This window comes from Pseudomonas sp. MF6767 (assembly GCF_016405475.1).
Classification (GTDB): Bacteria; Pseudomonadota; Gammaproteobacteria; order Pseudomonadales; family Pseudomonadaceae; genus Aquipseudomonas; species Aquipseudomonas paracarnis.
Map to the genome: position 1 here is coordinate 598,610 of NZ_JAEKCY010000002.1, position 21,725 is coordinate 620,334.

The 21,725-nt window shown below is 60.0% G+C and carries 20 protein-coding genes; 17 read left to right on the plus strand and 3 right to left on the minus strand.

The window, feature by feature from the left end; translation table 11 throughout:
- Window positions 1-1,419: a type VI secretion system protein TssA gene (gene tssA / locus JFT58_RS05800; RefSeq protein ID WP_054895727.1), complete on the minus strand. Its 1,419-nt coding sequence runs from the start codon at window positions 1,417-1,419 to the stop codon at window positions 1-3.
- Entirely contained in the window at window positions 1,407-2,078 is a 672-nt protein-coding gene (gene vasI, locus JFT58_RS05805) for a type VI secretion system-associated protein VasI (protein ID WP_229999933.1), read from the minus strand. The genes tssA and vasI overlap by 13 nt, the downstream gene beginning before the upstream one ends.
- A 329-nt stretch (window positions 2,079-2,407) precedes the next feature.
- Here vasI and tssB point away from each other — a divergent pair, with 329 nt between their 5' ends.
- The 16 genes from tssB to JFT58_RS05885 all read left to right on the plus strand — a co-directional run bounded on the left by tssB (window position 2,408) and on the right by JFT58_RS05885 (window position 20,710).
- A complete protein-coding gene (gene tssB, locus JFT58_RS05810; RefSeq protein ID WP_054895728.1) occupies window positions 2,408-2,911 on the plus strand; it encodes a type VI secretion system contractile sheath small subunit in 504 nt (167 codons plus the stop codon).
- A 30-nt stretch (window positions 2,912-2,941) separates the two neighbouring features.
- The gene (gene tssC / locus JFT58_RS05815; RefSeq protein WP_054895729.1) at window positions 2,942-4,420 is read left to right on the plus strand and encodes a type VI secretion system contractile sheath large subunit; all 1,479 of its coding nucleotides are present in this window, start codon (window positions 2,942-2,944) and stop codon (window positions 4,418-4,420) included.
- On the plus strand, window positions 4,421-4,837 hold the full coding sequence (gene tssE / locus JFT58_RS05820) for a type VI secretion system baseplate subunit TssE (protein ID WP_054895730.1): 417 nt from the start codon (window positions 4,421-4,423) through the stop codon (window positions 4,835-4,837). It abuts the gene before it with no gap.
- 7 nt (window positions 4,838-4,844) lie between these two features.
- Window positions 4,845-6,611, plus strand: coding sequence for a type VI secretion system baseplate subunit TssF (gene tssF / locus JFT58_RS05825; protein ID WP_198834317.1), 1,767 nt, complete (start codon window positions 4,845-4,847; stop codon window positions 6,609-6,611).
- A complete protein-coding gene (gene tssG, locus JFT58_RS05830; protein ID WP_054895732.1) occupies window positions 6,575-7,597 on the plus strand; it encodes a type VI secretion system baseplate subunit TssG in 1,023 nt (340 codons plus the stop codon). Before tssF ends, tssG begins: the two co-directional genes overlap by 37 nt.
- Entirely contained in the window at window positions 7,594-8,943 is a 1,350-nt protein-coding gene (tssJ, locus tag JFT58_RS05835; protein WP_054895733.1) for a type VI secretion system lipoprotein TssJ, read from the plus strand. The genes tssG and tssJ overlap by 4 nt, the downstream gene beginning before the upstream one ends.
- Before the next feature lie 37 nt (window positions 8,944-8,980).
- Window positions 8,981-10,327 carry a type VI secretion system baseplate subunit TssK gene (gene tssK / locus JFT58_RS05840; protein WP_054895734.1) on the plus strand — a complete coding sequence of 449 codons (1,347 nt, stop codon included), beginning with the start codon at window positions 8,981-8,983 and terminating at the stop codon, window positions 10,325-10,327.
- Window positions 10,320-11,126 carry a type IVB secretion system protein IcmH/DotU gene (gene icmH / locus JFT58_RS05845; RefSeq protein ID WP_054895735.1) on the plus strand — a complete coding sequence of 269 codons (807 nt, stop codon included), beginning with the start codon at window positions 10,320-10,322 and terminating at the stop codon, window positions 11,124-11,126. The genes tssK and icmH overlap by 8 nt, the downstream gene beginning before the upstream one ends.
- Window positions 11,127-11,227: 101 nt before the next feature.
- Window positions 11,228-11,749, plus strand: coding sequence for an Hcp family type VI secretion system effector (locus tag JFT58_RS05850; protein WP_054895736.1), 522 nt, complete (start codon window positions 11,228-11,230; stop codon window positions 11,747-11,749).
- Window positions 11,750-11,825: 76 nt separating this feature from the next.
- Window positions 11,826-12,083, plus strand: a complete 258-nt coding sequence (locus JFT58_RS05855) for a PAAR domain-containing protein (protein WP_047710546.1) — start codon at window positions 11,826-11,828, stop codon at window positions 12,081-12,083.
- 26 nt (window positions 12,084-12,109) lie between these two features.
- The gene (locus tag JFT58_RS05860; protein ID WP_054895737.1) at window positions 12,110-14,140 is read left to right on the plus strand and encodes a type VI secretion system Vgr family protein; all 2,031 of its coding nucleotides are present in this window, start codon (window positions 12,110-12,112) and stop codon (window positions 14,138-14,140) included.
- Window positions 14,137-15,072, plus strand: a complete 936-nt coding sequence (locus JFT58_RS05865) for a hypothetical protein (protein WP_054895738.1) — start codon at window positions 14,137-14,139, stop codon at window positions 15,070-15,072. Before JFT58_RS05860 ends, JFT58_RS05865 begins: the two co-directional genes overlap by 4 nt.
- Entirely contained in the window at window positions 15,069-18,395 is a 3,327-nt protein-coding gene (locus JFT58_RS05870) for a T6SS effector BTH_I2691 family protein (protein ID WP_054895739.1), read from the plus strand. Before JFT58_RS05865 ends, JFT58_RS05870 begins: the two co-directional genes overlap by 4 nt.
- 452 nt (window positions 18,396-18,847) lie before the next feature.
- Window positions 18,848-19,357 carry a DUF6708 domain-containing protein gene (locus JFT58_RS05875; protein ID WP_308455335.1) on the plus strand — a complete coding sequence of 170 codons (510 nt, stop codon included), beginning with the start codon at window positions 18,848-18,850 and terminating at the stop codon, window positions 19,355-19,357.
- 322 nt (window positions 19,358-19,679) lie between these two features.
- Entirely contained in the window at window positions 19,680-20,246 is a 567-nt protein-coding gene (locus JFT58_RS05880) for a DUF6708 domain-containing protein (protein ID WP_318836337.1), read from the plus strand.
- Window positions 20,247-20,518: 272 nt separating this feature from the next.
- On the plus strand, window positions 20,519-20,710 hold the full coding sequence (locus JFT58_RS05885; RefSeq protein ID WP_181125386.1) for a hypothetical protein: 192 nt from the start codon (window positions 20,519-20,521) through the stop codon (window positions 20,708-20,710).
- 94 nt (window positions 20,711-20,804) lie between these two features.
- Here JFT58_RS05885 and JFT58_RS05890 read toward each other — a convergent pair whose 3' ends face one another.
- The gene (locus JFT58_RS05890; RefSeq protein ID WP_140915324.1) at window positions 20,805-21,092 is read right to left on the minus strand and encodes a helix-turn-helix transcriptional regulator; all 288 of its coding nucleotides are present in this window, start codon (window positions 21,090-21,092) and stop codon (window positions 20,805-20,807) included.
- A 322-nt stretch (window positions 21,093-21,414) separates the two neighbouring features.
- Here JFT58_RS05890 and JFT58_RS05895 point away from each other — a divergent pair, with 322 nt between their 5' ends.
- Window positions 21,415-21,714, plus strand: coding sequence for a hypothetical protein (locus tag JFT58_RS05895; RefSeq protein ID WP_054895743.1), 300 nt, complete (start codon window positions 21,415-21,417; stop codon window positions 21,712-21,714).
- The last annotated feature ends 11 nt before the right edge of the window (window positions 21,715-21,725 follow it).

Consider the following 21,725-nt stretch of genomic DNA (forward strand, 5'->3'; position numbering starts at 1 on the left):
CTAGTCCTTACGTTCACTGATAATGGTTGCCACCTTCTGATACAACTCCGGCTCCCACCCCTGCGCCGTGGTCTCGCGCATCAACCGTGCAACGTTGGCGTACAGGTCGTCCGCCAGCCACGACAGGCCACGGGATGCCAGCAGGTCGGCGGCAATCACCGTGGCGTAGCTGCGCTGGCGCGGGGCGTTATGGGCGGCGTGCAGTTCCTGCAGGCGCAGCAGCACCCGCTCGACGCCTTCAGTGTTGAGTTGAGCGGCCAGCTCGTCGCGCAGGCCAGCGTATTCCTGCACGGGGCTGCCCGCCGTTTGTGCCTGGTCCGCGCCGGTGATCCAAGCCTGGGTCTGCGCATCCACGAACGGCGTACCGTCGCTGAAGCACAACTCCAGCAAGGCCGGTAAACGGCAGACAAAACGTTCGCAGGTTTGGCGAATGGCGCCGGCCACCTCTTCCATCGCCAGACGCGAGGCGACATGGGCGGCGAGGTAACTGCCGCGCAGCCAATACGGCGAGGCGCAGACGCTTTTTTCGATGCGCAGTAACAGGTTCGGCTCAATGGCGTTGTGGTTAAGCGCGTCCTGATAACCGTCGACGATGTCTTTGGGCACGGCGGTCAGTTCGGTGCGGCGGTCTCGGACGATTGAAGGCGCGGTGCGCAGATGCGACCACAGACCGAAGCGGCGCAACTGGTAGCCGGTAGGGTCGTAAGGGTCTTGCTGGTTGATCTGCTCGGCCATGTTCAACACCGCACGGCGTTGTTCACGTTCGTTACTGGGCGCTTGCGGTTTAGGCGGGCTGAAAAAGGCTGCGTCCAGAGCGCCGCTGGCGGTGGGCGTACGGGCAGGCGCGTTCACCGCGGCCGGCTCGCTGTATTTATCCAACTGCCGTTGCAAGGCATCCAACGCTGCGGGGTCGAGCTTGGCGCTGTCGACGCACTGTTGCAGGCTGGCCAGCGCCCGTTGCGCCGCTGCTTGGTAAGCCGGTTCAAAACTGCTGCGCTCCAGGGCCGGCAGCACCTGGCCCAGGTCCTCCAGCAGCCGCTGCACCTGCTTGCGCTTGTTCAAGTAACCGGTGGGGCCGGGTTTGGGGTAGGCGTTGTCCCAATACTGTTTGACCATACCCGCAATCAGCCCGAGGGCATCGGCCCAGCGCACCCACTGGCGGGTACGTAACCAGACCACTTGCAGATGGCCGACAATGCGCCAGTGCTTGCACTGGGTCGCCAGGTAGTCGCGGGAGGCTTCATCGATGTAGGGCCAGTCGATATCGCTCTCGCGCAAGCCGCCCAGCTTGACCATCTCCTGGTCGATGGCCTGGTAGGTTTCGTCCTCTACATCGAAATCCCCGGCAGGTTGCCCGGGGTCGATGGGGGCCAGCAGCCGCTCGACGATGTCGACCGGAACGTCGATCACCAACGACATGCCTGGCGCTCCTGTTCGATCAGCTCGCCCAGCCCCTCGGCATCAAATACCAGACCGTGCAGCCTGGGATAGTCGCTCTCCAGCCGCAGGCGCTGGCCACCGCCCATATTGCGCAACAGGGAAATCGCCTGCAGCCCGCGCCCGGCATCGACCACCAGGCCGGCGTCGTCCAGCACTTGCCATTGATAGGCTGCGGAGACGGGGCGCTCATCCTTGAACAGTTGAATGCGTATTTTGTTGGGCTTGGCCGGTTCATCCAGCACCAATTGCAGGCGCGAGATTTTCGACTCGCAGCTGATGGCCAAATAGGGCCTTGGCGGCAGTGCTCCCAAGGCCGGCGCCGAGATCACCAGCCGTGGTGGCTGGTCGTTGTCCGGCGCCGGGAATGACGACAACAGAAAGCGCTGGTCTTCGGGCGGGCGCTTGGCCTCATTACGTTGGACCAGATCGACAATCGGCAACACTTGGCCCAGGGCACGTGACGGCGCAGGTGGCTGATGAATGGGCGTGCCGGCCGCCAGATCAAAGCACTCCAGGCGCTTCAAGGGCGAGACGATCGCAGGGCAATCTTGCGCCATCGGCAGCGCATGTATGTGCGGGGCAGCCAGCACCGCACATAGCCCCCCTACCCAGCACCAACGTTGCCATCCTTTGCGCATCAACGCCTCCCCAGATTTAATAAATTCAACTTTTACTATTGAACCAAGGCGAGCGCTCACCTTCGAACGCAGCAACTTGGCATGAACTTAATATAAATAACCAAGAGACAAGTTACAGACATCAATTTTCTGCAAAAAAACTCAAATACCAGACACACCCTTCGGACATTCAAACCAACTATCGTACGAATTTTCCACGCAACAAAATAAACATTAAACGAGGATTTTTCTTACATCTCGAGACCACGAAACGAATCGACTTCGTCCGACATGACTTTTTACGAAACATGGCCTTTAAATAGCGCCACCTTCAAAAAAGGATTTTTCCCATGTCGAAGTCTCAAAGTTCTGTCGCGCCTAAAGAACGCATCAATATCAAGTACGTGCCGGCCACAGGCGACCAACAAGCCGAAGTCGAGCTACCGCTGAAGTTACTGGTCACAGGCGATTTCAAAGGCCACGGCGAACTAAGCGCTCTTGAAGATAGACCCTCCATTCGGATAGATAAAGACACCTTCAATGAAGTCCTTACCAAAGCAAAAGTTGCCTTGGACATGGCCGTCCCGTCGGTACTGAACAACGATCACGACACCGACTTGAATGTGCAACTTCAATTCAAAACCATCAATGACTTCGGCCCTGACGCCATTGCTCGCCAAGTCCCCGAACTGAACAAGTTGCTGGAGTTACGCGAAGCACTGGTCGCACTCAAGGGACCAATGGGCAACGTACCCGCCTTTCGCAAGCACTTGCAGAATCTGCTGACCGATGAAACCGCCCGGCAACGCCTAGCCAGTGAACTGAACCTGGTGCTTGACGCGCCAAATAACTGATTTCTTTTACTTCCATATGGAGTAGCCCTCATGCCTAGGGAAAGTGCCGCCGCCCAAGTGCTGGTCGCCGATGAACAGCCGTCCTTGCTCGATCAACTGCTGGCCAACACCACCATTCGCCCGTCTCACGAAGGCTATGCCGTCGCCCGCCAAGGCGTGGCTGCGTTCATCAGCGAGATTCTGCAAAGCGGTGATCACGAGCAGCCGGTCAACAAGCACCGGGTCGACCAGATGATTGCCGAGATCGACCGCGCGTTGAGCAAGCAAATGGACGTGATCCTGCATCAGCCGCAGCTCCAGCAACTGGAATCGGCCTGGCGTGGGCTGAAACTGCTGGTGGACCGCACGGACTTTCGCGAAAACATCAAGCTGGAAATGCTGCATGTCACCAAGGAGGAGTTGCTGGATGACTTCGACAACGCCGGCGATATCACTCGCAGCGGCTTGTACAAGCACGTCTACACCGCCGGCTACGGCCAGTTCGGCGGCGAGCCGGTGGGTGCCATTGTCGGCAACTACACCTTTGGTCCCAGTTCGCCGGACATCAAGTTGCTCAGCTATGTAGCCTCCATCGGTGCCATGTCCCATGCGCCGTTTGTGTCGGCGGCCGGGCCGGAACTGTTCAACCTCGAAGGCTTCCAGGGCCTGCCCGACCTCAAGGAGATCAACGATATTTTCGACGGCCCCCGCCACACCAAATGGCGCGGCTTGCGCGAGTCCGAGGATGCTCGCCATTTGGCCCTGACCTTGCCGCGTTTCTTGCTGCGCACGCCCTATAGCACTGAAGACAATTCGGCCCGCAGCTTCGGCTACAACGAAACCGTCGACGGCAACCACGATAACTACCTGTGGGGCAACACCGCGTTCCTGATGGCCTCACGCATCACTGACAGCTTTGCCCGCTACCGCTGGTGCCCGAACATCATCGGCCCGCAGTCCGGTGGTGCGGTGGATGACCTGCCGGTGCACCTGTACGAATCCTTCGGCCAGTTGCAGGCCAAGATCCCTACTGAAGTGCTGATTTCCGATCGCAAGGAATTCGAGCTGGCCGAAGCCGGTTTTATCCCGCTGACCATGCGCAAAGACAGCGACAACGCAGCGTTCTTTTCGGCCAACTCGGTGCAGAAACCCAAGAACTTCCCCAAGACCCGCGAAGGCCAGGAAGCCCAGACCAATTACAAGCTCGGCACCCAATTGCCGTACCTGTTCATCGTCAATCGTCTGGCCCACTACATCAAGGTGCTGCAACGCGAGCAGATCGGTAGTTGGAAGGAACGCCAGGACCTGGAAAGCGAGCTGAACACCTGGCTCAAGCAGTACATCGCCGATCAGGAAAATCCGTCGACCGATGTACGCAGCCGTCGCCCCTTGCGCGCCGCAAAAATCCAAGTGCAGGACGTCGAGGGCAACCCGGGCTGGTACCAGGTGTCGTTGGCGATACGGCCGCACTTCAAGTACATGGGCGCCAACTTCGAAATCTCCCTGGTCGGTCGGCTGGACACCCAATAAATGCGCGGCGCCAGCCTGTTCGAACGCCTGGAACCCGATGCACCGCGCTACCGCCAAGGCTGCGCGGATGAGCAGGCACACCAGCGTGTCGAGGCGATCAAACGTCACTTGGAGCAGGTGCTCAACTCACGCCAGGGCTGCTCACAAAGCAGCCCTGAACTGGGCCTGCGCGACTTCAACGGCGTCACCCAGGCCAGCAGTGATCTGGTGTTGGCCATCAGCGCTGATATCCGGCGTTCGGTGGAAACGTTTGAACCGCGCATCAAGGTCACTGGCGTGCGCTATCAGCCCGACCCGGACCTGCCGCTGGAGCTGAACTTTCGGCTGGATTGCCAGGTGCAGGTCAACCACAAGGAAGAACAGGTGCAGATCGAAGTGGCCATGCACGGCCGCGACGGCTACACCCGCGTGAGATGAGGATGCGATGGACTTGAAACAACGCTTTGCCGAGGAGTTGCGCTACCTGCGCGAACTCGGCCGCGAATTTGCCGAGGACAACCCGCAACTGGCGCAGTTTCTTGGCGATCAGGCCGGTGACCCGGATGTGGAGCGGCTGCTGGAGGGCTTTGCCTTCCTCACCGCCAAGCTGGGGCTGAAGATCGACGACGACTTGCCGGAGCTGACCCATCCGCTGTTGCAGATGCTCTGGCCCAATTACCTGCGGCCCCTGCCCAGTGCGACCATCATCCGTTTTACACCGCTGCCGAATGCAATCAGTCAGCGCAAGGTGATTCCCAAAGGGACGCGGCTGTTTGCCAACCCAGTGGACGGCATTTCCTGCGAGTTTCGCACCTGCACCGACGTCAATCTGTACCCCTTGGCGTTACACGCCGTCAGCGATGCCCACAGCCGCGAAGCCTCGACACTGCGTATTGACCTCAACGTATTGACCCAACAACCGCTCGACAATCTTGAGTGCGACCAGCTGGACTTTCACTTGGGCGGCGACAATGCCACCGCGCTGACCCTGTACCTATGGCTGGCCCATTACCTTAAAAGCATCACGTTGTACATCAACAACACGCCTTATCGCCTGAACCCCGACGATCTGGGCTTTCCCGGTTTCACCCCAAACGAGGCACTGCTGCCCTACCCGCGCAATGTGTTCGATGGCTACCGCATCCTGCAGGAATATTTTGTGTTCCCGCAGCGCTTCCACTTTTTCAGCCTGACCCGACTTGCCAAGGTCTGGCCGGCCGTCACCACCGGGCAGATTCGCTTCGAATTTCAGTTCTCGCGGCCGATGCCGGTCAATACACACCTGCGCACCAGCGACCTGCACCTGTTCTGCGCGCCGGCAGTCAATCTATTTCGCCACGATGCCGAGCCCATCATGCTGGATGGGCGCAGCCAGGAACGCCGTATCAGCACCACTGGCAACCGCCAGGATGCGTATGAAATTTTCAGTGTCGACCACGTGGCCGGTTGGGACGCCGCTGACAAGGAGCGTAAAGGCGATCCATTGCGGCGCTTCACTCCGTTCGAATCGTTCCAGCATGAGATCGAACATGCCCGGGGCCGCACGGCGCTGTATTTCCGCACGCATATCGAGGAGTCCCGCGGGCGTGAAGGCTTGCGTCATCGCATCGCCTTTGTGCGCGGCGATGAAAGCTTGTATATCGGCGAAAACGAAGCAGCTTCGATCGAATTGACCTGTACCAACCGCGACCTGCCGCAGAGGCTCGGTGTCGGGGATGTGTCGCGGTCTACCGAGGCCACCCCCTCGTTTGCCACATATACCAATCTGATTGCGCCAACGCGCAGCTACCGACCGGTGTTGGACAGCAGCCTGCACTGGACGCTGATTTCCAACCTGTCGCTCAACTACCTGTCATTGCTGTCGGCCGAGCCGCTCAAGGCGGTCATCCGTGCCTATGACTTTGCCGCACTGCACGATCTGCAACAGGCCCGCGCCACGCGCAAACGCCTCAACGGCATCCAGGATGCGGTAACCACGCCCATCGACTGGCTGATGAAAGGCCTGCCGGTACGCGGCGTGCAGACGCGCTTAAAACTGGACCAGAAGGCTTTTCTCTGCGAGGGCGAGCTGTACCTGTTCGCCAGTGTGCTTTCGCACTTCTTCGCCCTGTACGCGAGCATCAACTCCTTCCATCGCCTGGAAGTGATCAATACCACTAACAACGAGCGCTACGAATGGCCACTGTTGACCGGCAGACAACCTGTGATCTAGCTGACCTGCTGCTGGCCGACGCGCGAAACTATTCGTTTCACCGTCTGCTGGAGCACCTGCACGCCTTGCATGGCGATGACCTGGAAGCACGGCCCCCGAGTGATGCGGTGCGCCGTCGCGTACGTCTGCAAAGCCATGCGGGGCTGGGGTTTCCGGCATCCGACGTCGTGGAGGCCGCACGCATTGAGGAAGATCACGAAGAGGTGCGCTATCGCTTGCAGACCAGCTTCTTTGGCCTGCACGGTACGGATTCGCCACTGCCCGGTTACTACCTTGATCGCCTGGCCTACGAGCAGGCTCAGGAGCGCGGCATTCGACCCGCGTTCATGGACTTTTTCAATCATCGTTTGCTGACGCTGCTGCACATCAGCTGGCGCAAGTACCGCTACTACGTTCGCTTCCAGGCCGAGGCCACTGATCGTTTTTCGCGTTACGTCTTCTCGATGGTCGGCCTGAATGACAATGACCTGCGCGGCGCCACCCCGCTGCCATGGGGCCGATTGCTGAGCTTTGCCGGCTTGATCGCCAACCGCAGCCGCTCGCCGTCGGTGGTGTCCGGTATCGTCGAACATTGTTTCGACCTGCACGGCGTGCATATCCGTGAGTTCGAGGCCCGCTCGGTGAGTTTTGCACAACGCCAGCGCCTGGCGCTGGGCAAAGCCAACGGCACCTTGGGCAGCAACTTTGTGGTGGGTGATCGCAGCAATACCCGCGCCAGCAAGTTCACCCTGGTGATTCCCAACCTGACCCAGGCACGCTTTCGGCAGTTTTTGCCCAGCGGCGATCAGTTCGGGCGCTTGCGCCAGTTGATGGATTTTCTGCTGCGCGATGCCACCGCCTACGACCTGGAACTGGGGCTGCGCGAAGAAGATGTACCGCCGTTCAACCTGCAACGCGCCAGTGGCACTCACCTGGGCTGGACCAGCTTTATCGAGCACCAGCAACAACGCCATCGCGCCGTAGTGCGGATTCGGGGGCGCGCATGAAGCTGACCCTGGTTATCAGTAATCCCGCGCAGTTGCTGCACGGCTATCTACCCAGTCACCGCTTTGGTCCGCAGGGCGGCAGCATTGGAAGTGCCGCAGCGGATTGGCGTCTGGTGGATCGTCAGAACAGTGTGCGGCCTAACCACTGCGATATCCGCGTGGTCGAGGGGCGCTTTTGTGTGATCGACCGCAGTGGCTGCACCTACGTCAATGGCCATGATCTGCCGGTGGGTTGCGACAGTGCGGTAGCACTCAACGATGGCGACTTCTTGCAAGTGGGCGCCTATCGAGTGACCGTGCAGTTTGGCGAGTATGCGCCAGGACAACGCTCGCTCGAAGCGCTGTTCAGTGGTCGCCCGGATGGCCTGCTGGAGTGGCACCTGGAGGACGTAACGAACCTTCCGCCGGCCGAAGTTGCACCTGTGGTTTGCCCGGAATTCGAACGCCTTTGCCAACCCGTTGATTTAAGCGAGCAAGGCGATCCGCTGCGGGCGATGCATAAAGCGCCGCCGCCCAAACCGCTGGCGGATATTAGCGCGCGCGCACACAAGCGCAGCTTCAGCCTGTTCAGCAACCTGCGCCTATGCACCTTGTTGTTGGCCTGCCTGGCCCTTGGCGGCTGCACCATGCTCGGCAAGATCGGCCAGGTGATCTGGACCCCTTCTATCCCGGTCGGCGGCCCCGACGATCAGCCCAGCCGCTACTCTCTCAGCCTGCACGCCAGCGACAACGTCAACCCGCGCCTGATCAGCACCGGCACCGCACCGGTAGAGGACGAAAACCGCTCGCCTTACACGCTTAACGTTCAGGCCGCCAGCCCGCAGGCGCTGACGGACAAAGTGCAAACCCTGCTCAACCATCTTTACGAAGCCGTGCCAGCGCAATCGTTACTGACCGTTGAGCCCACGCCTGCGGAGCAAATGTCGCCCATCGAAGATGCGCTGCTCGGCGCTTACGACGCCCAGGGCGTGAGCCTGACCACCCCATGGGGCAGCCCGGCGCTGGAGCATGTCGCCACGCCGATCGCCTTCAAGGTGCTGCAACTCACCGATGACTCGCTGCTGGTCAACGCCAGCCCCGAAGCCCTGGCCGAGGACCTGAAAAAGACCTTGGGCAGCACCTATATTCGGGCCGACGACTACCTGCTCCAGCCCGGCCAATTCAAATTCATCGACCTGCGCGCCCTGGATGAAGACACCCGCTTTATCGCGGTGATCGCCAACTACCACAGCAGCGATGTCGGCCAGTGGAAACAGCGCCTGCGCGTCGAGCCCAAAGGCCGCCAGTACGCAGTGCTGGTGCAGCTGGACGCCACCCAGGTCAGCCTCAAGGGAGAAACCCGATGACGCCCCTTTCAGCCGCCTTTGCACCGAGTAATTACTGATGAGTTCACGCAACCCCGTCATCTGGCATGAAGGTTTGTTCGTCAAACCCCAGCACTTCCAGCAACAGGCCCGCGCCGCCGAAGCCGCCGTGCATCAGCGCCTGCACAGCCTCAACGACGCCCTCTACGGCTTCAGCGAACTGACGCTGAACACCGAATACCTGAGCTTCGGGAAAGTCGCCATTACCCTGGCACGCGGGATCATGCCCGACGGCAGTGTCTTCGATATTCCCCACGATCTGGCGCCACCCTCCCCGCTGGAAATCGCCGACAGCAGCGCGGTCAACCAGATCGTTTACCTGGCGCTGCCACTGCGGTCCAACGGCGCCCTCGAAGTGCGCTGGCCCGACCAGTATGGCAACAGCCGCTACATCGCCCGCCGCGAGGAAATCCGCGATACACACAGCGATGACGGCGATCAGGTCGGCATGGACCTGGCCGTGCCCAACCTGCAACTGATGCTCGAACGCAGCGACCGCAGCGCCTTCACCGGCATCGCCCTGGGCAGAATCAAAGACAAGCGCCCCGACGGCAGCCTGGTGATGGACGAACATTTCTACCCCACCAGCCTATCCTTGCAAGCCGTGCCAGCACTGCATCGCTACCTGGGCGAAATCGCCGGGTTGATGCGCGAGCGCGCCAAGAACCTGGCCCAGCGTATCGGCTCACCGGGGCAGTCGGGGGTGGCCGATGTCACCGACTTCAACCTGCTGCAAACCCTCAACCGCTTGTTCCCGCTGTTCCAGCACCTGGCCCGCCAACGCCAGGTTCACCCGGAGCGGCTGTACATCGCATTGGCGCAAGCCTGCGGCGAGCTGGTGACCTTCACCGATGAGGGCCACCTGCCCCAGGAATACCCGGCCTACCAGCACGACAACCTGCGCGAATCCTTCCAGGTCCTGGAGCACACCCTGCGCCGCGCCTTGGGCACAGTGCTGCAACCGCGCGCGGTGTCGTTGCCGATCGTCGATCAGAAGTACGGTGTGCGCAACGCCGCATTGAACGACAAGCGTCTGCTGGACAACGCCGAATTCATCCTTGCCGTGCGCGCCGAACTGCCGGCGGAGACCCTGCGTCAGCAACTGCCTCGACAGATCAAGATCAGCTCCACCGAAGGCCTTGAGCAACTGGTCAGCCTGCAACTGCCGGGCATTCCACTGCGGCCGCTGCCAGTGGCGCCGCGGCACCTGCCATTCCATGCAGGTTTCAGCTACTTCGAACTCGACCGCCATCACCCCGCCTGGCAAAGCCTGAGCAGTGGAAGCGGGTTCGGTTTCCATATTGCCGGTGAATTCCCGGAGCTGGAATTGCAGTTCTGGGCGATCAGGAGTGAGAGAGATGAATAAGGAAACATTAGATTCATGGCGTCACGAGGAAGTCTCCGGCGCCATCGACGTTAGCGGCAAATCGATCACTGTCAGCAACCGCACCTACTTGGCGGATCCAGAGTTCGACATACGCGGCGTAGCCTGGAACCCACTTTGCGATGCCGCCACGCCGCTGATTGGTCTGGTCATCCGCCTGCGCCGTCTGGACCACCACCATGACGTGCCTGCGTTGTACCAAAGCGTCAGCAACCAGATCACCGCGATCATGGAAGAAGTCCGCCAGCTCGACTACGACGCAGGCATGCTCAAGGCATACTCCTACAGCCTGTGCCTGTTGGTGGACGAGGTGGTCATGCGCACCACCTGGGGCAGGCTCTCCACCTGGAGCGCCCGCTCGCTGCTCAGCCAGTTCCACGGCGAGACCCGAGGCGGCGAAAAGTTCTTCACCATCATGAACAACATGATCCCCGAAGCAGCCAGGTACCAGCATGTGCTGGAGTTCATGTACCAGTGCCTGATTTCCGGCCTCAAAGGCAAATACGGCGCCCACGCCAAGGGCGATGAAGAGATCCAGAAAATCATCGACCAGTTGCACGGATTACTACGCCCTCTTCGCGGCGAAACACCCAAGCGCCTTACCGACCCGCTGACCAACGTCGCGCCGCGCAACTACCGAATCAAACGCGCCTGGCCATTGTGGACGCCGTGGGCCATGGCCGCCGTCGTGCTGACCGTCGCCTACACGATCTATTCGATCCGCCTGAACACCATCACCCAGCAGGTGCTGGTGTCGCTGGAGCGGGTGCTGCACCTGTAATCGAATTTCAGCGCGCTCATGTCGAGCGCCTGCAAAGCCATGGCCGCCGGCCATAAACCGCGACCGCGTGGTCGCTCAATCATCGCGACAAGGAGCTTGTCATGCCAACACCCGCGTACATCAGCATCCACGGCAAAAATCAAGGGCATATCACCAAAGGCGCGTTCACCGCTGAATCGGTGGGCAACGTCTTTGTGGAAGGTCACGAAGACGAAATCCTCGCCCAGGAAATCGACCATCAAATCGGTGCCCCAACCGACCCGCAAAGCGGCCAACCCACCGGACAGCGCGTGCATAAACCGCTGACCTTCACCAGCTCGCTTAACAAAGCCTCGCCACTGCTCTATCAAGCCCTGGCCACCGGCGAAATGCTGCCGACCGTCGAGGTCAAGTGGTTCCGCACCAACCTCGATGGCAAGCAGGAGCACTTTTTCACCACCAAGCTGGAAGAGGCCACCGTCGTTGATATCCATACCGTGCTGCCCCACGCCCAGGACAGCGACAACCAGAACTACACCCAGTTGATCAAAACCAGCCTGTCCTACCGCAAAGTCAGTTGGAGTCATGTGGTAGCCGGTACCGAAGCCTCGGACGACTGGCGCAAGCCGGCAGCAGCGGGCTAAGCGCGTACCCGGCTCCGCCGCTGCGGCTCGCGCAGCGGCGGAGCCTTCACTGACTTGAAACCTATAAGGAGGCTCTATGCCTGCCGTCGTACTGGTCGGACACGACCATGATTGCCCTTTATGTGGCCCCACCACCGTCGACAGCGGTGCCCGCAACATGACCGTCAATGGCAAAGCCGTCGCCCGTGTCGGCGACACCCTCGGATGCGGCGCCGTGATCACCAGCGGCTCACGCTCTATGACCGTCGAAGGAAAAGCCGTGGCCCGGGTTGGCGACACCACCGACCACGATGGAAAACTGGAAAACGGTGATAGCAGCTGGTTGATCGACTGACACTTACACATTGAAATGGAGGCCCCATGCCCCGCCAATGCGACTTGCGTTTTACCTTCGCTCCCTTGAAAGGCGATGCCTTCGACGTGGTGTCCTTCTCGCTTGAAGAAGGCCTGTCCCAGCCGTTCAAACTGGAACTGGAACTGGCAAGCCACAACGCGGCCATCGACTTCAATAACGTGCTCGACCTGGCGGGGCTGTTCACCATCTGGCGCGACGAAACCCCAGTGCGCTACGTACACGGCCTTGTCAGCCTATTCACTCAGGGCGACACCGGCTTCCGTCGCACCCGCTACACCGCCGTCATCGAACCGACCCTGGCGCGTTTCGACCTGCGCTCCAACTGGCGCATCTTCCAGGGCCAGACCGTGCCCGACATCATCACCAACGTGCTTGCCGAGCACCGGCTGACCGACATCCGCCGCGAAATCTGCTTCGATCACCAACGCCGCGAATACTGCGTACAGGCCGGCGAAACCGACCTCGATTTCATCGCCCGCCTCGCCGCCGAAGAAGGCCTGCTCTACACCTTCGAACACCGCGCCGACGGCCACACCCTCGTGCTCACCGACCGCGTCGGCGGCCTCGGCACCATCGGCACCCACACCGACTGCCCGGTGATCTACCAGCCCATGGGAGGTGGCGACTCCAAGGAACCAGCGTTAAACCGCTTCCACTACACCGAACAAGTACGCACCGCACGCCAGGTGCAGCGCGACTACACCTTCACCCACCCGCGCTACGACCAACAGCACACCGCCACCGGCGACCAGGACTTGAAAAATCAGCACAAGGACTACGAACGTTACGACTACCCCGGCCGCTACAAACGCGACATCGCCGGCAAGCCCTTCACCAAGACTCGGCTCACCGCCCTGCGCAATGACGCCAAACTGGCGCACCTGGCCGGTGACGACGCGCGCCTGCAACCGGGGCTGGCGTTCGACCTCAACGAACATCCCCGCGAAGACTTCAACGACCGCTGGCGCACCATCGCCATCACCCACGAAGGCAAACAGCACACCAGCTTGGAGGAAGAGGCGTTCGGCAGCGACCACGGCACCTCTTATGTAATGACCGCGACCGCCATCCGCTGGACCTCCGACTGGAAAGCCCCGCTGCGCGACAAACCGTGCATCGACGGCCCGCAGATTGCCACCGTGGTCGGGCCGCCAGGGGAAGAGATTTACTGCGATGAATGGGGCCGGGTGAAAGTGCAATTCCCGTGGGATCGTGCGGACAAAAACGACGATCAGAGCTCGTGCTGGATTCGAGTGGCGCAGGGTTGGGCCGGTGCGACCTGGGGCGCCATGGCCATTCCACGTGTGGGTCAAGAGCTGGTGATCAGCTATTTGGATGGCGATCCTGACCAGCCCATCGCCACAGGCCGTACCTATCGCGAGACCAATCTGCCGCCGTATGAGCTGCCCAAACACAAGACGCGGATGACCATCAAGAGCCAAACCCATAAGGGTGCAGGTTTCAACGAGCTGCGCTTTGAGGATGAGTTGGGCCATCAGGAGGTGTTTATCCATGCCGAAAAGGACAAGAACGTTCATGTCAAACATGACAACACAACGTTTGTAGGTAATAACCGCAAAGAAGAAGTAGGCAATGACGAGCAGATCACTATCGGGAACGACCAGTCCCACGTGATCGGCCGGGACCACACGCTCTCGTCGGGACGTGACCATGAGACAACTGTCGGTCGGGATCGCAGTGAGCGGGTCGGCAATAACCGCTACGACACCACAACGGCCAACCATCACAGCGAAGTGGGCGGTCACTGCCAGCAAACGATCTCGGGGCAACATCGTCTAACTGCCGGCCAAGGCATACACCACACCACCACGGTCTACCAACTGCAAGCCAGTGAGCGTGTGGTCTTCCAAAGCCCGGGAGGTAGCCTCACGCTCGACGCGCAAGGCATTCACCTCAATGGCATAGCGATAACCCTGCGTGGCCCGGTCAACGCCACAAACCCAGGCAACGGCCAAGCCCTGAAGCTGCAGCTGCAGCCCGAAACAGGTCAGGCCTGTGTGGAGAAAAACCGATGAGGCCGGCCAGCGTCCAGGCGTTCGTGGCCGAACAGCATGCGCCCGATGCCACCCTGTATTTATTACTCGACCCCTTGGCCGACTGCGCCGCAGACGATCCATTACGCATAGAGGTATTGCGCCAAACGCTCGGCGACGATGCCGTCACGCCTGTGCATCGGCCCGATCTGATCCATACGCCGTCGGCCTGCCCAGTGCTGGTGACCCTCGCAACACCTGGAAGCTCACCGTCGCAGGCGCTATTGGCGCTATCTGCCTTACGCGCTCATGAGGAGGTGGATCGTCACAAGCGTTACGTGTGCGGCTGGCTCAGTAGCAGCGCCCCATCCCAGGCGCTAAGTGCCCACATCGTTTCGCTCGGGTGGTTGCCCTTGGAGCAAGGGCGAATATTTTTCCCGATCCATGAGCCCGTTCGGCTGGAGTTGTTGGCTGGCACTTTTGGCAACAATGAGGGGCCCTGGTGGCCCATTCGACGCTGGTTCCTGCCCACCAGCAGCGGTGCCGGCAGCGTATTGGTGGGCGGGCCCGAACGTCGTAGCGTTCCGGGCCCTTACACGACGGCGGTACAGCAGGACGCCCCCATGGTTGCAGCCTTGCTGAACTGTTGGCGTCGCGCGCTCAACTTGCCGCTGGCGTATGCCCCGGCTCGCTGGAGCGGCCCTACTGCGCTGCCGCCCCAAGCGGCGGCACAAGCCTATATCCATATCCAGCAAGCCCGTGAGCTTGGGCTTAGCCGCGAGGACGACATCCTGACACTCGCCTTGCATCGCCTGATGCTGCATCCGCATCTGCACCAGCACACCGGCTTTCGCGCCGTGATTGAACAAGCGGTTCAGGGGCAAGCGCCGCTCAGCCAACTGCTGGTCCCCTACAACGACATCGCCTTGCAAAGGGCAGTGTCGGACCTGACCTATGCCGGAGCACCTCAATGACCTTGGGCACACAACTGGGCATCGTTATAGCCGAAACCGCCGTTTCAAACGATCAATGCAAAGCCTGCCAACGTAAAGGGTTGCCCATCCTGCCATTGCGCCACGCACTGGTGCCGCGCTCACCGAATGAGCCAGTGCGTCCGGATACCGTGCATATCGATACGCGCCTGGGCTTGCGCACCTTGCGCGCCGGCTACCTGTATGTCTTGCTCGATCGCAAAATCTGGCAGGCTTACCAGATCAGCCCGGACGGTTATCTACGTCAATTCAACCCCTACGCACCGCCGCCTGCCAACGAGACCCCGCTGTCCGATGCTTGCGTCGCGGCCAACCACGACTGCCCGGCCTCGTTCCTCAACATCGACACCGACAAACATACCCAAGCGTGGCTGGCCTTTGCCAATGACCCGTGGCCCGCCAGCGTGCTGGACGCCTACAAGGCCGGTCAGGCTTCAGAGCGGTTCCAGACACTCGACCTCGCCAGCGCACGCGACAACCCAGCCAGCGTTGGCCTGGCCATGACCGATGAAAACCTGCAGGTGGACAAGCAGGTTTACGAATACCAACACCACCCGACGAGCCCATTGCCCATCCCTACCGAACCCGACTGGCGTTTTTATGAGCATCCCCCGCAAGAGGCAGCGCCAAGATTCGACAGCGTGCACGGTTTCCATAGCCGCGCCCATCGCCTGGGCGCGCTGAAGGGCTTCCTGCGCAGCGCCATCCCACAGCACAAGCTCCAACAAGGCGTCCTCGCGTTTGTACTGGATGACATCATTGGCCTGGTGCAGGAACTCAACGACACGCGCAACCGCTGGGTGCAGCAGCGCCAGGCCTGGATGAACGACCCGGACCGGGCTTATCGCTACCAGACCTCTCAGTTACTGCTGGCCATTCGCGAAGTTCATCGCGAACAGGCAGAAGGCCAGACGCCCCTAGCGGCGTCTGTCGAGCCCATGACCGGCGATGGCCCACCGGTATTTTCCAGCCCTGAGCAGCAACGCGAGCGAATCGTCCAGAAGCGCACACTCGCCCACAACCAGAAACTGGAGGAACGCTACGATGAACAGAGCCGCGCCCTGTTTCACCAACTGTATGAGCAGGAGTGGGCCAACTATCAGCGTTATATCGACCAAAGCGCACACGCCTACGCGGCAGCGTGCCGCTCCAGCCTGTTCGTGTGTGTCGAGCAAAATGACTACGACGGTAATGACCGCCCATCAGGACGGGCCTACAGCCAGACCATGGCGCTGTGCCTTGAAGGTGGTATCAGTGAAGCGCCCGCGACTCAAGATAACGGCCATACCGCCTCCCTGTGGAGTGAATGGCTGAACGACCCACAGAGCCCGATCTACCGCGCCCTTCTCTTGCGTGACAAAGGCTTGCTGGCGGATCTGTTGCCCAGTTTCAATGCAACAGGTGATGGCGACTGGAACGACAGCGAAAAGCTCTACTCCACTCTTACCAAGCTCATCGCCAACGACGACTTCAAGCAGCATGTCCGCCCCCGTTTACAGCACGCCATGGCGCAGCTTCTCGGCGCCCTCAATGCCGCTGCCGCCCGCTTGCAACCGTCACTCGGCCCTGGCGTGGGGCGGGCGGTTTCGCGTCTCAACAGTGCCAGCCAACTGCTCTACAACGGCATTCATCTGACCGAACTCAAGGTGAAGATGAAGCTCGGTGAATACTACGCCCTGCAATGCGAGCACCTGCGCAACCTGCAACGCAAGGCCGCGGATGCCATCGACCGCACTTGGGAAGGCCTCAAGGACGAGTTGGGCAAAACCGACGAAGAGGCCCGCAAGGTGCGCAAACAGGTGCGCCCGTTGATTCAGGGCGGCCTGCTCAGCCTGGCGGTGCTGGACCCCAAAATAGCCAACCTCAGCGTGACCCTCAGCGTCTGGGTGGAAGGCCAGGTCACCGAGCTGCAGGACAGCCTGATGCGCCAGGCCAACCTCGGCGTGGATCAGCTGGGCAAAGGTGCCCAAGCTGCGCTAGTCGAAATCGCAGTCGGGGTTGGCACCCTGGACCCGCAGGCGCGCAAGGTGCTGCAGGGGGTCAAGGTGTCCTCATACCTGGCGGCTGGATGGGTTCGCACCGGCTTTACCGGGCTGCGTGGCGCGGTCGGCAGTAGCGAGTTATTGATGGCGATGGGCGGGATGTACCTGCTTAGCGACTCGCTGAACAAAAGTCTCAAGGAAGCGGAGAAAGCCATGGGCGAAAAGGCCGTTGAGGCCAGGTTGGCGGTGTATGGCAGTAGTTTGGGGGTGTTGGGTGGAGGGGTGGAAATTGTAGGTATTTCACTGGAAAAAGGGGCGGTGCAGGTGCAGAAGGCGGGCAGCTTGTCTGCCCAGGCGATGACTGCAGCAAGAGCGACTGCACGGGTGGGCAACGTATTCGTACGGGCCGGGGGGAGTATTGGTGCTGTGGCAGGGCTGTACGATGCGACGCGAGCGGGGTTTGCTGCTAATCGTACTTGGGAGGGCGGCGATACTTCCGCTGCTTGGGGATATGGAATCTCCACGCTGCTTTCAGCAGTTGGCTCAGGGTTTGGTGTCTGGGCTGCCGCCACCGCAGCCAGCACGCTGCTCGGTCCACTTGGCATAGCCATATTTCTCGGTCTAGCTGGATATGGGGTGTACAAATGGGCAGAGGGGGAAGAGTCAACACCTCTCGATCGCTGGGCACGCCGGTGTTATTTCGGTAAACACAATGAAGATCCGCCCATTCATTGGAACAAACCTGAACACGCACACATCGCCATCGCCGAACTGAATGCCGCAACCTTGGGTGTAGAGGCGGGCGTCAACTTCCGCTTGCGAATCGTCGATAGCGGCTCGCATGGCTGGGGCGGCCCCATGGGTAGTGTGGGCGCACAGGTCCATGAACAGCACGTCGAATATCGCCTGGTTCTGCCGTTCTTCGATGCCAACCGGTCGGCCTATCGCTGGTCACTGACGGTTCATCGTCACGGCGATGGCTCGGCCAACGAGTACACCGGCGGCGAAGTGCTGGCCGAAGGCGAGTTGAATCCCCCCACCCTGGCAACCGCCGCCAGCGAACGCCGAGCGGCGCTGGCTGTGCCCAAACGTCCGAACAAGCCTGACTACCGGGCCGACAGCACCCTGCCCACGCAGGAAGTTCGCACCGTCTCGTTGGCCGATGCCCGTACCTCGCAGGTCCACGATATCAAAGGCGCGGTTGTACTGTTGCCCGACCGCCGTCGGCACAACATTGAAGCGGCGACCTTGTCGGTAACCTACTGGCCCGATCGCGACATTCACGATGCCTACGCCGAGCTCATCTTGATGGATAGCTTGTAAACCACAGCCTTGGATGAACTTGACATGGGCATTTGCCTACTTTTCCCATGGCAACAATCGCTGGTGATCATCAACAGTGTGCCTGCTTATTGGTTGCCTGCTGCCCGCTTGAAACGCCAAAGGTTAAAAGCAGCCCTCACCCCCCTACTGGAACTACTCCAATGCTATTCAAAAAACCTTTACTCGACAAACCTGCTCCTGGCTGGAAGCACGATCTGCCGGGACCCTACGAATCGCCCTCCAACGAACCGTATCCACCCGTACTATCGAATCCGCCCAATCATGTTGACGATGTGTACCTTGAACTGGCGCGTGCCACTTTAAGGGTTCGCGGGGTTAGTGTTTGGTTAACTCCTTTTATGTTCTCGCTTGCAATAGCGGCCCCCGTCATGTGTATCGCCTACATATCAAAGGAGGGGGCGCCACCGATTATCCCAAGCATTTTCTTGGTCTTGGCATTTACTGCTGCACTGTGGGGTGGCGTCTATTTCTGGCGAATGGACACCGAAGCCCCCCGCGACGAACCCATCCGCTTCAACCGCTTCCGACGCAAAGTCTATGTCTACCGCTTCCACCACGACGGCCTCAGACCCTTCAGCCGCACCGCCTGGGGCGTTCGGGCCGAAGTCTATGACTGGGATAACCTACGTGCCGAAGCCTGCAGCGTGTACGGCCCCATGGGCAGCGGCGGTCTCATCGAAACCGTCACCCTCGCCGTGGTGAAACCTGGCACCCACCAGGTAATTGATCGTTTTCATTTCGCCCACGAAATTCAACAAGGCGAAATGTACTGGGCCATGGCCCAACTGTTCATGCAACAAGGCCCGCAAGCCCTGCCCACCTTCCCCCACCCACCCCGCGACTGGAACAACGAAGACGTGACCTTCAATCTCGCGCGTCGCCTGGCTCCCAAAGTGCGATGGCCAGCAGAAATAGACCTGGAGTCACGCACCGCGCCTTGAATACAAGCCATCAACCGAAGCAGCCTTAATACGACGAACGGCTAAAGATACAAGCGGCGATCACCCCGAACTGGAACTGCTCATCATGGTATTTAAAACACCTTTACTCGACAAACCTGCTCCTGGCTGGAAGCACGATCTGCCGGGACCAAACGAGTCGCCCTCCAATGAGCCGTATCCTCCCGTACTTTCGAATCCGCCCAATCATGTTGACGATGTGTATCTCGAACTGGCACGCGCTACAGTGAGAATGCGTGGCGTGGGCATTTGGTGTGCCGCATTCCTATTTGCAATGACACTGTCCTTAACAATGTTCCTAATAATGATTCACGCCAGTTCTCCAACACCTTCGTCTTTGTTATCCAAATTATTGGAGCTTATCCCGATAGGCATCGGCTTATGGCTAGGAAGTTACTTCTGGCGCATGGACGTTGAAGCCCCCCGCGACGAACCCATCCGCTTCAACCGTTTCCGACGCAAAGTCTATGTCTACCGCTTCCACCACGACGGCCTCAGCCCCTTCAGCCGCACCGCCTGGGGCGTTCGGGCCGAAGTCTATGATTGGGATAACCTGCGTGCCGAAGCCTGCAGCGTGTACGGCCCCATGGGCAGCGGCGGTCTCATCGAAACCGTCACCCTTGCCGTGGTAAAACCTGGCACCCATCAGGTCATAGATCGCTTTCATTTCGCCCACGAAATTCAACAAGGCGAAATGTACTGGGCCATGGCCCAACTCTTCATGCAACAAGGCCCGCAAGCCCTGCCCGCTTTTCCCCGCCCACCTCGTGACTGGAACAACGAAGACGTGACCTTCAATCTCGCGCGTCGCTTGGCCCCCAAAGTGCGATGGCCAGCCGAACTAGACCTGGAGTCACGCACAGCCTCCTGACACTTCGTCAATGCAAATCAGCCCACAGCGGACGAATCAGTTGGGTTGATTGAACACTTGAGCACGCTGTCGCACGCCAACCGCCAATCGAAAGATGGATGTCAGCCTGGAGAGATAGCTCCTACGCCGCTGCCAATTACTTCCGACGGCCCCTTCTGAAAATCCTAACAGCCACGAAAAATGACGAGCCCTTTTCAGCAATTAACGTTATGTATTCGGTTGTTCAGGGCAAGAAGCCCACGTCCCCATTCATCTCATGAGGAACTACCATCATGCTGGATACTTCGTTTTTTCCTTCATTACCTACCGTCCCGGGTACACCCCTGCGTCCTCGACAGCTCAGCCGAGAGGAAGAGCGACTGGTGCGCTATTACCGTTGCTTGTCGGAACAGGATCGTGAAGCGGTGCGCTGCCTGATGTTTGCGGTCAGGGAAACCAGCCGCTCCGAACACCCTCACCCCTGAACAATGACGCCAGCATGGAGCTGCGAACGATGAGGTACCTGCGGTGTTGGGCACGCTGCCAAAGAGCCTGCCGCCCCCAGCCGCATGAGCATCGCTACTCGATTGTCGCCCGAAATTTCTCCCCCAGTCCCGTCCCCAGCCACTGGGCATTGACGCTCAGCAACCGTGCAATCCTATCGAGCCACGCATGTGGAATGCCCCGCGAAAACCAATTGGTCAACCGCTGAGGGGTGACCTTCAAGAACAGGGCGAAATCCATTGGCGAGATCTTGCACTCCCTCAACAACATCCGCAGACGCACGCCGGAACATTCGGCGCTGACCGCCCTAAGCGTCATTGATCGACGCCCCGCACACGCTTCTTTCCCTTGCTCAAAGACCATTCCTTGCTCCTTGTGTAACGCCATATCTTTCTTCGCCCCATTCACAACGCGGACTCATTGAGTATAAACATGGCGTCCATCAGGTCCAGTTCCTATGCCGCAAAGCCCACCCCGACGCGACAGCCACGCCTGCTGTAGCCGATTTCCTTCAGCCCCAGAACAGCCTGCCGTGGGTTCCATCTCGATTTCTTCCAGGTGATTGTGAGAGCAATTGTGCGCTCCTAGACTCCGCAGCCGTAGGGCAATCCCCTGCCCCTCGAAGATTCCCACGGCCGGCACGTCGCACCTCGCCCTGCCGCCGCCACTGCAAGGAGCCACACCCATGACCAAGTCCTCGACGCCCCTCTTACTACTCGCACTGGCCAGCCTGCTAACAGGCTGCTCCACCACTCCCAATGTTTTGCAGATGCATAAAGTCACCGCCGAAGCGATTGGCCTCGCCTCCACGGATGAGCTGACCATGGGCCCGGTGACCAAAGGCAAGGAAGACTTCCTGGGCGGTGCTGAACTGACGTTTAAAGCCACAACAGCAAAGGGGCGCGTATTCAACTGCTCGACCTTCATGACCCCGGGCATCCTGCTTGAGCCGCCGACGTACTCGCGACTGACCTGCACCAAGTAAGCCCGATACTC